Source organism: Bosea vaviloviae (assembly GCF_001741865.1).
GTDB lineage: Bacteria > Pseudomonadota > Alphaproteobacteria > Rhizobiales > Beijerinckiaceae > Allobosea > Allobosea vaviloviae.
Window position 1 is genome coordinate 1,283,506 of sequence record NZ_CP017147.1, and the last position, 12,909, is coordinate 1,296,414.

The 12,909-nt window shown below is 66.3% G+C and carries 11 protein-coding genes; 4 read left to right on the forward strand and 7 right to left on the reverse strand.

The genetic code is table 11. The features are described from left to right. Positions 1 to 106: 106 nt before the first annotated feature. Positions 107 to 2,392: an NADP-dependent malic enzyme gene (locus tag BHK69_RS06080; RefSeq protein ID WP_069689322.1), complete on the forward strand. Its 2,286-nt coding sequence runs from the start codon at positions 107 to 109 to the stop codon at positions 2,390 to 2,392. Positions 2,393 to 2,546: 154 nt separating this feature from the next. On the opposite strand, the gene BHK69_RS06085 is transcribed toward BHK69_RS06080, so the two are convergent. The 7 genes from BHK69_RS06085 to BHK69_RS06115 form a co-directional block, all read right to left on the reverse strand. Continuing rightward, the gene (locus tag BHK69_RS06085; protein ID WP_069689323.1) at positions 2,547 to 2,849 is read right to left on the reverse strand and encodes a plasmid stabilization protein; all 303 of its coding nucleotides are present in this window, start codon (positions 2,847 to 2,849) and stop codon (positions 2,547 to 2,549) included. An 80-nt stretch (positions 2,850 to 2,929) separates the two neighbouring features. Then, positions 2,930 to 3,136, reverse strand: a complete 207-nt coding sequence (locus BHK69_RS06090; RefSeq protein ID WP_069689324.1) for a hypothetical protein — start codon at positions 3,134 to 3,136, stop codon at positions 2,930 to 2,932. A gap of 138 nt (positions 3,137 to 3,274) precedes the next feature. Next, positions 3,275 to 4,339 (reverse strand): HlyD family secretion protein, encoded by a 1,065-nt coding sequence (locus BHK69_RS06095; protein ID WP_069689325.1) that lies wholly within the window; start codon positions 4,337 to 4,339, stop codon positions 3,275 to 3,277. Positions 4,340 to 4,353: 14 nt separating this feature from the next. Further along, entirely contained in the window at positions 4,354 to 6,000 is a 1,647-nt protein-coding gene (locus tag BHK69_RS06100; RefSeq protein WP_069689326.1) for an MFS transporter, read from the reverse strand. Beyond that, the gene (locus tag BHK69_RS06105; RefSeq protein WP_069689327.1) at positions 5,997 to 6,458 is read right to left on the reverse strand and encodes a MarR family winged helix-turn-helix transcriptional regulator; all 462 of its coding nucleotides are present in this window, start codon (positions 6,456 to 6,458) and stop codon (positions 5,997 to 5,999) included. The genes BHK69_RS06100 and BHK69_RS06105 overlap by 4 nt, the downstream gene beginning before the upstream one ends. 108 nt (positions 6,459 to 6,566) lie before the next feature. Next, positions 6,567 to 8,156 (reverse strand): ABC transporter substrate-binding protein, encoded by a 1,590-nt coding sequence (locus BHK69_RS06110; RefSeq protein ID WP_069689328.1) that lies wholly within the window; start codon positions 8,154 to 8,156, stop codon positions 6,567 to 6,569. Continuing rightward, the gene (locus BHK69_RS06115) at positions 8,153 to 9,682 is read right to left on the reverse strand and encodes a serine hydrolase domain-containing protein (RefSeq protein WP_069689329.1); all 1,530 of its coding nucleotides are present in this window, start codon (positions 9,680 to 9,682) and stop codon (positions 8,153 to 8,155) included. Before BHK69_RS06115 ends, BHK69_RS06110 begins: the two co-directional genes overlap by 4 nt. 303 nt (positions 9,683 to 9,985) lie before the next feature. Between BHK69_RS06115 and BHK69_RS06120 the strand changes: the two genes are divergently transcribed. The 3 genes from BHK69_RS06120 to BHK69_RS06130 all read left to right on the forward strand — a co-directional run bounded on the left by BHK69_RS06120 (position 9,986) and on the right by BHK69_RS06130 (position 12,909). Beyond that, positions 9,986 to 10,966, forward strand: a complete 981-nt coding sequence (locus BHK69_RS06120; protein WP_158516166.1) for a ketopantoate reductase family protein — start codon at positions 9,986 to 9,988, stop codon at positions 10,964 to 10,966. A gap of 114 nt (positions 10,967 to 11,080) precedes the next feature. Then, complete coding sequence (locus BHK69_RS06125) at positions 11,081 to 12,022, forward strand: ABC transporter permease (RefSeq protein ID WP_069689331.1); 942 nt, start codon at positions 11,081 to 11,083, stop codon at positions 12,020 to 12,022. Further along, positions 12,019 to 12,909: an ABC transporter permease gene (locus BHK69_RS06130; protein ID WP_148663333.1), complete on the forward strand. Its 891-nt coding sequence runs from the start codon at positions 12,019 to 12,021 to the stop codon at positions 12,907 to 12,909. Before BHK69_RS06125 ends, BHK69_RS06130 begins: the two co-directional genes overlap by 4 nt.

Here is a 12,909-nt window from a genome sequence, read left to right on the forward strand (position 1 = left end):
CGCCTTGCAGGCATGAGCGTTGATCGTTGCGCGTATCTTGTGGGCGGGCGGGGGCTTGCCTATGGTCCGCCTCCTTCAGGAAACGCTCACAAAAAAGAATACGTTCATGAACGACCAGCCGCCGATCAAACGCGCCCGCCCGACCTTCACCGATCAGGAGGCGCTGCTGTTCCATTCGGAAGGGCGGCCGGGCAAGCTCGAGATCGTCCCGACCGTGCCGATGGCGACGCAGCGCGATCTCTCGCTGGCCTATTCGCCCGGCGTCGCCGTGCCGGTGCTGGCGATCGCGGAAGATCCCTCCAAGGCCTATGACTATACCGCGCGGGCCAATCTCGTCGCCGTGATCTCCAACGGCACTGCGATCCTCGGCCTCGGCAATCTCGGCGCGCTCGCCTCGAAGCCGGTGATGGAAGGCAAGGCGGTCCTGTTCAAGCGCTTCGCCGATGTCGATTCGATCGATCTGGAGGTCGACACCGAGGACGCCGACACCTTCATCAACGCGGTGCGCTATCTCGGCCCGTCCTTCGGCGGCATCAATCTGGAGGATATCAAGGCCCCGGAATGCTTCATCATCGAGCAGCGCCTGCGCGAATTGATGGACATCCCGGTCTTCCATGACGACCAGCACGGCACCGCGATCATCGCTGCCGCGGGCCTGATCAATGCGCTCGACCTGACGGGCCGCGACGTCAAATCGACCCGCCTCGTCATCAATGGCGCCGGCGCAGCCTCGATCGCCTGCACGGAGCTGCTCAAGGCGATGGGCTTCAAGCCCGACAACGTCATCCTCTGCGATACCAAGGGCGTGATCTACCAGGGCCGCACCGAGGGCATGAACCAGTGGAAATCAGCCCATGCGGCGATTACCGACCGGCGCACCCTGGCCCAGGCGATGGAGGGCGCCGATGCCTTCTTCGGCCTCAGCCAGAAGGGCGCCGTGACGTCGGAGATGGTGGCCTCGATGGCGCCCAATCCGATCATCTTCGCCATGGCAAACCCTGATCCGGAGATCACGCCCGAGGAGGTCCACGCCATCCGCGACGATGCGATCATGGCGACTGGCCGCTCGGACTATCCCAACCAGGTCAACAACGTCCTCGGCTTCCCCTTCATCTTCCGCGGGGCGCTCGATGTCCGCGCGACGACGATCAATATGGAGATGAAAATCGCTGCGGCCGAGGCGCTGGCCTCGCTCGCCCGCGAGGACGTGCCCGACGAGGTCGCTGCCGCCTATCAGGGTTCGCGGCCGCGCTACGGCAAGGAATACATCATCCCGGTGCCGTTCGACCCGCGGTTGATCCATGTCGTGCCCGTCGCGGTCGCCAAGGCTGCGATGGAGAGCGGCGTCGCCGGCAAGCCGATCGTCGATATTCCCGCCTATAAGGCGCAGCTCTCGGCGCGGCGCGATCCCGTCGCCGGGACGCTGAACCGCATTTTCGAGCGCGTCCGGCGCTATCCCAAGCGCGTCGTCTTCGCCGAGGGCGAGGAGGAACAGGTCATCCGCGCGGCGGTGTCCTTCGTCAACCAGGGGCTCGGCCACGCCATCCTGGTCGGGCGCGAGGAGCGCGTCTACGAGACCGCGACCTTCCTCGGCATCGACCTCGAGGCCAAGGGCATCTCGGTCCAGAACGCCCGCCTCTCGCGCCGCAACAGCGCCTATGCGCAATATCTCTATGAGCGGTTGCAGCGGCAGGGCTATCTCTTCCGCGACTGCCAGCGCCTGATCAATCAGGACCGCAACCACTTCGCCGCGGCGATGGTGGCGCTTGGGGATGCCGACGCGATGGTCACAGGCGTGACCCGCAACTACTCGATCGCGCTGGAGGAGGTTCGCCGCGTCATTGACGATCGGCCCGGCCACAGGCTGATCGGCGTCTCGATCGTGCTCTCGCGCGAGCGCACCGTGCTTGTCGCCGACACCGCGATCACCGAGATGCCGACGGCGCAGGAGCTTGCCGAGATTGCGATCGAGGCCGCCGGCGTCGCCCGTCGTCTTGGCTACGAGCCCAAGGTCGCCATGCTCGCCTTCTCGACCTTCGGCCATCCGGCCGGCGAACGCTCGGAGAAGGTGCGCGAAGCAGTGAAGCTGCTGGACGGCCAGCGCGTCGATTTCGAGTATGACGGCGAGATGGCCGCCGATGTCGCGCTGAATCGCGAGCTGATGAGCCAGTATCCGTTCTGCCGTCTGAGCGGTCCGGCCAATGTGCTGATCATGCCGGCGTTCCACTCGGCTTCGATCTCGACCAAGATGCTGCAGGAACTCGGCGGCTCGACCGTGATCGGCCCGCTGATCGTCGGCCTCGACAAGCCCGTGCAGATCGTGCCGCTGGGCGCCAAGGATAGCGACATCGTCAATATGGCGGCGCTCGCCGCCTTCAATATCGGCGGCTGAATCCTGCCGTCATTGCGAGGAGCGCAGCGACGAAGCAATCCAGGGGCCGTCGAGCGGAACCTACTGGATTGCTTCGCGGAGCCTGGACTCGGGCTTGCCGAGGGCAAGACCCGGGTGCTCGCAATGACGCCAAGTCTTGGAGGCCATGCCCTGCTTAGGACGCCTTCTTCCTGCGCGTCTCAGCGGCCTTCTTCGCGGCCGCGGAGCGCTCTGCTGCGGGCCGGGAAGCGGAGGCTTGTCCGCCGATTGTCCCGCCTCGTTTTGCCGAGACCTTGGTGTCGGGCACGCCCCGGCCGGAGCCGGATTTGTTGCCGCCGCCGCTCTCCTTGTTGACGGTCGCCCAGGCGCGCGCCTGCGCCTCGTCGTGCGGGACGCCGCGCTCCTCGTAGCCCTCCTCGATATGCTCGGCCTTGCGCTTCTGCTTGTCGGTATAGGCGGATTTGTCGCCGCGTGGCATGGCGTGCCTCCTCGCTGGACAATCTCCGCAAGGGAACGCCGGGCTGGCAATGCGGTTCCCGTGAGGCCGAGGACGCGCTCTCAGCGAGGCTCGACAGCGGCGTCGAAGCAGGCCTGGAGCATCTCGCGGCAGGCCGCGAGCTGGGCGCGCGCCGAAGCGAGCGCGACATGGGGCGCGATATCGGCGAGGTCGCGCAAGGCGACATCGACCGCCGTGATCAGATCGATGTCGGGAGGGGCCTCGCTGGCATCGGCAAGCGGGAGGCGGAACTGCAGGACTTGACCCATGAGCAACTGACGGCTTGAGCGAATCGGGTCATTAGAATCGCCCGGGAACGTCAAAAAACCCGTTAACGATAATCGCAATTGTACTGGCCGGGTCGCGAGCACGGCAAAAGGGCTTGAACCGGCAGAACGGAATTCTCGTCAGCGCAGGGCCGGCACGTTCTCCGCGGCTGCCGCCGTATCGATCCTGACGACGACGGACATGCCCGGCGCGAGCTGCGCGGCCAGGGGCTGATTGTCGTCGATCGCGATGCGGACCGGCAGGCGCTGGGCGATCTTGGTGAAGTTGCCGGTCGCGTTGTCGGCCTTCAGCACGCTGAACTCGGAGCCGGTCGCGGGCGAGAATTCCTGGATGTGCCCTGTCAGCGTCTGGTGGCGCAGGGCGTCGACGGTGAAGCTCACGGGCTGGCCGAGCTTCATGCCGTAGAGCTGGGTCTCCTTGAAGTTCGCGATCACCCATTTGCGCGCCGGCACGAGCGAGGCGAGCTGCGTCCCGGCCGAGACATATTGCCCGAGACGCACGCCGATCTCGCCGAGCCTTCCATCCTGGGGCGCCAGGATGCGGGTGTTCTGCAGGTCGATCTCGGCGAGCTGGACCGTGGCCTCGGCATTCTGCACCGCCGCTTCCAAAGACTGCCGGTTGACGACGATCGATTGCAGATCCTGCCGCGAGACTTCGAGCGCGGCCTCTGCCTGCCGCAGGCCCGCGCGCGCCTGGTCGAGCGCCTGGGTCGCCTGGTCGGCAGTGGCCTGGGTCGAGATGTGCTTTTCCAGCAGCGAGCTGATGCGGTCGTCGGTGGCTTCCGCCGTCCGCAGCGCCGCCTGCGCGCTGGCGATCTGCGCCTCGCTCGAGCCGATCCTGGCCTGGGCTGAGCGGAGGCTCTGGTCGGCATTGGCCAGATTGGCCTTCTGGCCGGCGAGCAGCGCCTGCGCCTGCTTGACCTTCTGGTCATAGATCCGGTCGTCGATCTGAACGATCAGGTCGCCGGCCTTGACGAGCTGGTAGTCCTGCACCGCCACCGTCTTTACATAGCCGGCGAGCTGCGGGCTGATGATCGTGACCTGTCCCTTCACATAGGCGTTCTCGGTCGTCTCCACCGCGCTGTGGAAGGGCGGCAGCTTCCAGGCGTAGAGCACGAGCAGCGCCCCGCAGAGGGCAACGAGAAGGGCGAGCACGGTCGCGGGTGAGCGGAGTGATTTCAACATGGCAAGGTTCGGTTCTAGGCGACAGTAAGGGATCGCCGGTGGGTGATCGCCTGCCGGAGGTTCAGGTAAAGCAGATGCGCGATCAGGGCGCAGAGTGCGAAGCCGGAGATCCAGCAGATCAGCAGGAAGATGTCGTTATAGGCAAGGATATTGGCCTCCCGCGTCGCCTGTTGCGCGAGCAGAGCGAGCCCCTCCGCGTTCAGCAACTGGCTGTCGGTCAGCACCTTGCCATAGGAGCTTGCGAGCTGGCGGACGCGCTCGACGACCAGCGGGTCGCTCAGCGTCAATCGCTCGACCAGATGGCTGGAGTGGAACTGCTCGCGCAGCACGACGAAGCTGGTGAAGAAGGCCGACCCCATCAGCCCGCCGATGCTTTGCGTGAACAGGAAGGTGACGATGAAGCTGGTGATGTATTCCGGCCCGCGTTTCATCGCCACCGACAGCCCGGTGGACAAGGAAGGCGGCAGGAACATGGCTCCGCCGAAGGCGATCAGCGCCTGGCTGAAATACATGTTCGCCGGGCGCGTCAGGTTGGTGGCCTGGCTGTCGAGATAGGCGCCGACGCAGACGCAGATCAGCGCAAGGCCGTGCAGCGCCGGAATGCGCTCCGGCTTCAGCAAGGCGCCGCAAGTGAGCCCGCCCACCACAGAGGCGAGCAGGATCACGCCGTAAAGTCCGGCGCTTTGTTCGTTGAGCAGGCCGACCGTTTGGAACAGGCCGATCGCGCCGGCGGTCTGCTCGGACAGGACAAGGCGGAAGAGCAGCATGATCGCGGCCAGATGCAGGATCTCGCGGCTCATCAGCCAGCGCACGTTCAGGAGCGGGGCCTCGCGCTGCACCTCGATCGCGATCGCGAGGCCCAGCGACAGGAGCGAGGCTGCCAGGCACCAGCCGAGCCATGGCGCCTCGAGCCACCAATAATAGCGCCCGAGCGCGAGCACGACGGCCAGCAGGCCGAAGCTCAGCGCGATCAGCGGATAGCTGACGAAATCGAGCTTGCGCAGCACCTTGGTGTGCACGATCGGCGTCAATGGCAGGAGATAGACCACTGCCGCCGCGAGCAGCGCCAGCCCCATCTCCATCATATAGAGTTGGTGCCATTGGCCGAGATCGAGCAGCGCCGGCGCGAGCAGCCGCGCCAGCGTCGGTGTCGCCGCCGTGCAGGTCAGCGCCAGGCTCAGGCCCCAGCTCATCTTCTTCGACGCCGGAAAGGCCTCGAGCATGTAGAGGAAGCCCAGCGTCGATACCGGCGAGCTCGCGATGCCAGCCAGGAACCGAATGGCCACGGCCGCGCGCAGATCATGCACGAACAGGTGCAGGATCGAGGCGAAGACGAAGACGCCCAGGCTCAGCAGCGCGAAGCGGCGCAAGCCGAACTGGATGCGGATCTTGGTCAGGATCAATGTCAGGCTGACATTGGGCGCCATATAGGCGGCGATGAGCCAGTTCGTCTCGGTCAGCGTCGCGCCGAGCGAGCCCTGGATCTGGGCGGTGTTGCCGGCGACGAAATTCATCCCCAGCCCCTGCGTCGTCCAGAGCAGGACGGAGGCGCCGATGCAGGCGACGGTCCGTTGCAGGGTCGGGTCGGGCGGCGGGGGCGCGACCGCGACGGCGGGTGCCGGTGCGGGACTGGGCGATGTGCCTTCGGCTGCGTTCGTCATGATGCGACATGCCCGTCCATCGCCGCCTCGATGTTCTCGAAGACGCGGCCGAGCACGCGCGTCGCCACCGCCAACTCTTCCTCATCGACGCCGCGCAGCATGAAGGCGCGGATGATCTGGGAGAGTTCCTCGACCTGCCGGAGCTCGCCTTGCGCCGACTCGGTCAACGACACTTGCTTGGCTCGCCGGTCCCCTTCGACGGCGCTGCGCTGAATGAAGCCCTGGCTTTCCATGGCGTCCAGCAGCCGGACCAGGGTCGGGCTTTCGATCGCGAGGAATTTCGCCAGCTCGCTCTGGTTCACGCCGGGGTTGCGGGCGATATGAAGCAGCGCCCGCGCCCGCGCCAGCGTCAGCCCCTTTTGCCGGAGCAGGCCGTCGAACGTTGTCTGCATCTTGCGGCTGGCGTTGGAGAGGCCGGTCGCGAATGCGAATTCGGAAGCGGAGCGGGTCGTGGTCATGAAAACTACATAGCATGCTAATTACTCGCATGCATATAAAACTCCCAGACGCACCCTGCAAGAGCCGGAAGACGCTTCGGTTCTTGCAGGGTGCGTCTCGGGGCCGTCTCAGTTCTTCTCGATGTTCCAGAACAGCATCACGGGCGCGCTCAGCACGCCCACAACAGTGCTGCGCCGGGCATAGGGCTGGTCGAATTGGCCGAGCACCCGATAGGGCTGCACCTCGGCCAGCCGGCGATGCAGGATTTCGATTGCGAGCTTGCGGCTGGCGTCGTCGGGCGCATCGACGACGGCGCCGCGCAGTCGCTCGGCTTCCGCGTCGCAGGGCCAGCCGGCCCAGGCCTTCTCGCAGGCCATGTTGGTGCCGATATTGGTCAGCGGCGATTGCATGGTCGCGCCCGAGGCCGTGGTCACGAACAGGTTCCAGCCGCCCTGATCGGTGGTGCCGCGATTCTGCTGGCGCGTCGTGACCGTGCCCCAATCGGAGAACTGCAGGTCGATATTGAAGCCTGCCTTCTTCAAGCTGTCGGCGGCGACTTCGGCCATGCGGCCGATCGCTGGAATATCCATGCTCGAAGTGAGCACGAGCTTTTCGCCCTTGTAGCCGCTTTCCGCCAGAAGCTGCCTGGCTTTGGCGAGGTCGGGCTTGCCGAAGATTTCAGCGCCGGCCTCGGTGCCGTCTGGGCTGCCGCAGATGAAATAGGAGTTGCAGCGTTTCCACCACGCCTCGTCGCCATAGCCGCCAGCCATGAACTCGGCCTGATCGGTGGCATAGGCGAGCGCGAGGCGGGCCTTGGGATTGTCGAAGGGCGGATGCAACTGGTTGGGTCGCAGCAGCGCCTGGGTCGCCAGGTTGTTGTAGCGCTCGATCTTGACATTCCTGTCGCGCGAAATGACCGGGACGAGGTCCTGACTGGGCTGCTCCCAGATGTCGATCTCACCAGTCTGCAACGCGGCGGCCGCAGTTGCCGGGTCGGGCATGATCATCCACTCGACCCTGTCGACCTTGACGACGCGTCCGCCCGAAAGCCCGTCCGCCGGTTCGGAGCGCGGCACATAATCGGGGTTGCGGTCATAGACGACCTTGGCGCCGCTACGCCATTCCGCCTTGTTGAAGCGGAACGGCCCGCTGCCGATGGTCTCCGAGATCGGCTTCATCGGGTCGCTGGTGGCGTCGCTCTCGCGCATGATCGCCGGGATCTGGCCGACAGCGGAGCCGAGCGCGAACGGTACCAGCGCCATCGGACGCTTCAGCTTGAGCGTGAAGCTCTTGTCGTCGATGGCCTGCATGCCCTCGGTGTATTCGCCGAGCTTGCCGCCGATCGTGTCGCGCGCCATCCAGCGCTTCAGTGAAGGAATGACATCGCGCGTCGTCACCGGCTGGCCATCATGGAATTTCAGGCCCGGGCGCAGAGTAAAGGTCCAGGTCAGTTTATCGGCGGAGGTCGAAAAGCTCTCGACCATCTGCGGCTTGGGATTGAGGCCGGCGTCCCAGGCAAACAGCGTCTCGTAGATCATCAGCCCATGCATGCGCGTGATCACGATCGAGGATGCGACCGGGTCAAGGTTCTTGAGGTCGGAATGAGGTACGACGCGCAGGATTTTTCCGGGCGCCGGCTGCGCTTGCGCGGGGAGGGCAAGACAAGCGGCAAGACAAGCGGCCGAGATGGCCAGGGCGGCGAGATGCGAGATTTTCATGACCGGGCTCCTTGTTCGGCAATGCGGTCGAACTGCAGGACGCGGGCGCGGTGGCTGGCAAGATGAAGCGACCCGTCCGGCTGCAAGCAAAGACAAGGCCGATGCCGCCACGGGCCATGGCTTAGATCGGCGAGCGCCCGGCCGCCTGGCAGGACGGTGAGCACAGCTTCGGTTCCGGCGTCTCCCGCCCAGGGTAATACCGCGGTGCCGTCCAGGCGGATCAGGATCTCGGCGCCGAAGATGCGCTCGCGCCAGCGCCCAGGCAGTCCCCGGTCGAGAGCCGTTCCCGCGGGAACGCGCGCGAGGCGCCGCCGGACGCCGCCTATCCTGCCCTCGAGCGTGTCAGCGTCGGTTTGCCTGAGCCTGATGTCGAGATAGGCGGGCAGGCTGCGCATGCCATTGTCGCCGTCGCTGACGAGGCGCTCATAGCCGCCCATGAAGCTGATCGAATCCGGCGCCAGCTCCGCCCAGAACGGGCCGCTCTCGGCGGCGAACAGGCCGGTGGGCACGTCGTTCGCGGGACCCGGCAATTCCCGGCCCAGCAGCGCGGCAAGCACGCGCAGGCTCAGCCAGAGCGCATCCTCCTCGCGATTGGTCAACACGACGACGCCGACGCCATGGGCCGGCGCCATCAGGACGTGGTTGCGATAGCCGGGCAACGAGCCGCCATGGCCGACGAGCGCGACCTCCTCCAATGCGCTGCAGACCAGCCCGAGCCGATAGACGCTGCTGCTGCCGTCGGTGAAGGCGCGCGGGGCGGTCAGGCGCTCCAGCATGCCAGCCAGCGAGCCGCGCCCGGCGAGCAGGGCCGAGGCCCAGCGCGCCAGCCCCTCCGCGCTGCCGGTGATCCCGCCCGAGGCGGAGAAATGAAAGCCGTAGCGGCCGCGCCGCCAGCTTTCGCCGTCACGCCAATACCCGGTCGCGAGACCGCGCACGATCTCGGTCTCATCCTGCGGAAACCGGATCGGCAGGTCGAATTCCGCCATCAGCCGGTCCACGGCCTCGGCATAATCGATCCCGAGCCGCTTCTGCAGCACGAGCTGGCCGAGGCGCCAGCCGGTGTTGGAATAGGCCATCTCCAGCCCGGGCTCGCCATTCAGGGACGGCAGGCGTTGCGCCACGGCGAGGATTTCGCTGGCGCTCAGGCTGGCGGTGTAGGGCACGCCACGCTGCCAGAACACCTCCATCATGTCCGGCAAGGCGCCGGTCATGTCGAGTGCGCGGCCGAGCGGCAGTCGGGCGAAAGCCTCGGGCAGATCCGCAAGCCATGTCCCGAGCGGGGCGTCCAAGGGCACATCCGCCTGCAGCAGCAGGGTCGCCAGAATATGCTTGCTGATCGAGGCGAAGCGGTTCGTCGTATCCGGGGTGAAGGCGAGGTCGTGCTCGATCACCGCAAATCCCCCGCTCAGCGCCTCGCGCACGCCGTTGCAGTCGAAGATCACGACCGCCCCGCCGGGGCCGCCTTCACGCCGCCAGGCCTCGGTGATGTCCGAGGCCTCGGCCCTGGCACGCGCCCAATCCAGCATTCCGGCCTCTCCTCATCCGCCGAGCGATCGCTGGCAGCGAGTGTCGGGGAAGTTCGGTGGCTGGCGCAATCTCCGCGCCATGCAGTAGGAGCAGGCCTGTGCGGCGATCGCCGTCGCCGAGCAGCAAAACAGACAAACTGTCAGCTGCTCATGTTGGCATCGGTCTCTGAAGCATGCTCCATTTTCCGGGAAGACTTGGCTGCCTTCGGTGATGATCAAATAGGCCCCTGCCCGGGATCGAGACTGTCGCATCGGTTCCGGCGCCTTATAGTCCGCTATCGGTTTATGGAGCGGGAGCGGACCATGCGGGTGGCGATTGTTGGCGCCGGAGCGATCGGGGGCGTCATCGCCTGGCATATGGCCAAGGCGGGGCAGCGCCCCCTCATCGTGGCGCGCCCGGCGACGGCGGCCCTGCTCGCCTCCGACGGCCTGACCCTTGAAACCGCGTCATCCGCCGAAACGCTGTCCGTCAACGCGACCGCCGATCCCTCCTCGGCCGGCGTGCAGGACCTCGTTCTGGTCGGCTACAAGGCGCATGACTGGCCGACGGGCCTGGATCTGGTGACGCCTCTGCTCGGGCCCGAGACGATCGTGCTGCCGATGCTGAACGGCATTCCATGGTGGTACCTGGATGGGTTGGACGCGGGATTCGGCGATCGGAAATTGACCTCCGTCGACCCCGAGGGTGCGATCGCGGCGGCGCTTCCGACCACCCAGGTTCTCGGCTGCGTCGTCTATGTCGGCGCCAATCGCCCGGCGCCGAACCGCATCGCTTGGAACGGCCGCAAGCGCCTGGTCATCGGCGAACCCCTAGTGCCGACGAGCGCGAGGCTTGCCGATGTCGTGGCGTTCCTGCAGGCGGGCGGCATCGACGCCGAGCCGAGCGCGGACGTCCGAAGCGCGGTCTGGCACAAGCTGCTCGGCAATGCCGCCTATAATCCGGTCTCGGCGCTGACGGGAGCCACGATTGACGCCATCATCGGCGATCCCGCGCTCCGGAGCGTCGCCAAATCGATCATGGCGGAATGCGTTGCCGTCGCCGCAGCGCTCGGCATCGAGGACAGGCCTGATCTCGAGGTGCGCCTGGAGCTTCCTCCCACCCTGGTCGGCGTCAAGACCTCGATGCTGCAGGACATGGAGGCTGGCCGGCCGCTGGAATTGGGCGCGATTGCAGGCGCGGTCGCCGAGCTCGGCCGAAGGGCAGGGGTTCCCACCCCGCTGATCGACTGCGTCGCGGCGCTGGCGGGGAATGCCTGGCGGCAGCGTTGGGGGGCAGCGGTCTGATCGGAGTACGCGTGAGCCTGATCGAGATGGAAAGCGCGCGACTGTCATCAATCTGTCGTCGCCCGGTTTGCAGATGCGCCGCTTGTCACGAGGTCGTGTCGATCGGTTTTATGTATGTTTCGGTTCCTGGCCCTGCGCGCGGGGCGCGCCATTCTCACGCTTCTCATCTGCGTCTCGGCGGTCTTCATCGCGCTGCGCCTGGCGGGTGATCCCGCCGACATCATGCTCTCGATCGACACGCCCCCGGATGTGCGCGCCTATTACCGCGATCTCTGGGGCCTCGATCAGCCGCTCCACCAGCAATATCTGCGCTATCTGCTCAGCGCTGCCAGGGGTGATTTCGGCGCCTCCTTCGCCGATGACCGGCCGGCCTTCGCTGCTGTTCTCGAGGCCCTGCCGAAGACGGCGCTGCTCGGGACATCAGCGCTCCTGCTGGCCTTGCTGGTCGGCCTGCCGCTCGGCGTGCTGGCGGCGCTGAGGCACAACAGCGTCATCGACAGGCTGGCCATGGCCTCGGCTGTGTTCGGCTATGCCATCCCGATCTTCTTCCTCGGCATCCTGCTGATCCTGCTGTTCGCGCTGAAACTGCGCGTCCTGCCCTCGGCAGGGTCGGACACACCGGCCCATCTCATCCTACCGATGGTGACGCTCGGACTGCCGCTGGCGGGCCGGCTCGCCCGTTTCGCGCGGACCTCGACGCTGGAGGTGCTCGGCAAGCCCTTCATCCGCGCGGCGCGCGGGCGCGGCGTGATGCCCTTCGGCGTCATCATCCGCCACGCCTTGCCGAATGCGTCGGTGCCGCTCCTGATGTTCCTCGGCATCGAGATCGGCGGCATTCTCGCCGGCAGCGCCGTGGTCGAGACGATCTTCGCCTGGCCCGGCGTCGGCCGCTTGCTGGTCGATTCGGTGGCGACGCGCGACCTTGCCGTGGTGCAGGCGGTGATTCTCACTATCACGGTGATCATGATCTCAGCCAATCTGCTCGTCGACATCCTGCATATCCTGATCGACCCCCGTCTGGGCGGCTTCCGGCAGGCTGGGGGAGCACGGGCATGACGACGGGGCTCGATAGCGCGGCTCTCGCGCTGCCGCCGCTTCGCTCCCGCCCGGCGCGGGCGGCGATGTCGCCCATCGTCAAAGCGTCGGCGGCGTTCCTCCTGCTCACCGTGCTCGTCGCGCTGCTCGCCGACTGGCTGGCGCCGATCCACTTCACCACCCAGAACCTCGCCGCGCGCTTGCGTCCGCCTTTGTCCGAGGGCGGCGGCATGACCTATTGGCTCGGCACCGACCAGCTCGGGCGCGATATCTTGAGCCGGTTGATCTTCGCCATCCGCACCTCGATCCTGATCGCGGTGCTCGGCACCTTGATCGGGGCTGTCTTCGGCACGCTGCTCGGTTTTGTGGCAGCGCGGTTCAAGGGGCTCGTCGATCAGGGCATCATGATGCTGGTCGATGCGCAGGCGGCGATCCCGGCGCTGTTCCTGGCGCTGACGATGCTGGCCTTCTTCGGCAACAACATCCTGCTCTTCATCATCCTGGTCAGCATCGACGGCTGGGACCGTTATACCAGGCTGACGCGGGGCCTCGTCGTCTCCGAGCAGGAGAGCGAATACATCAATGCGGTGGAGGCATTGGGCGCGCGCCCGGTGCGGGTGATCATGCGCCATCTCCTGCCCAACATCGTCGCGGCGCTGGTGGTGCAGGCGACGCTGAATTTTCCAGGCACGATCCTGCTCGAAACCTCGCTCTCCTTCCTGGGGCTGGGCGTGCAGCCGCCAGGCACCTCGCTCGGCCTGATGCTGGGCGAGGGGCGGCGTTATCTGCTCAACGCCTGGTGGATCGCGGTCTTCCCCGGGCTCACCATCTTCCTGACGACCCTGTCGATGAGCCTGTTCGGCGACTGGCTGCGCGACAGGTTCGATCCCACGGTCGATCGGGGGTAA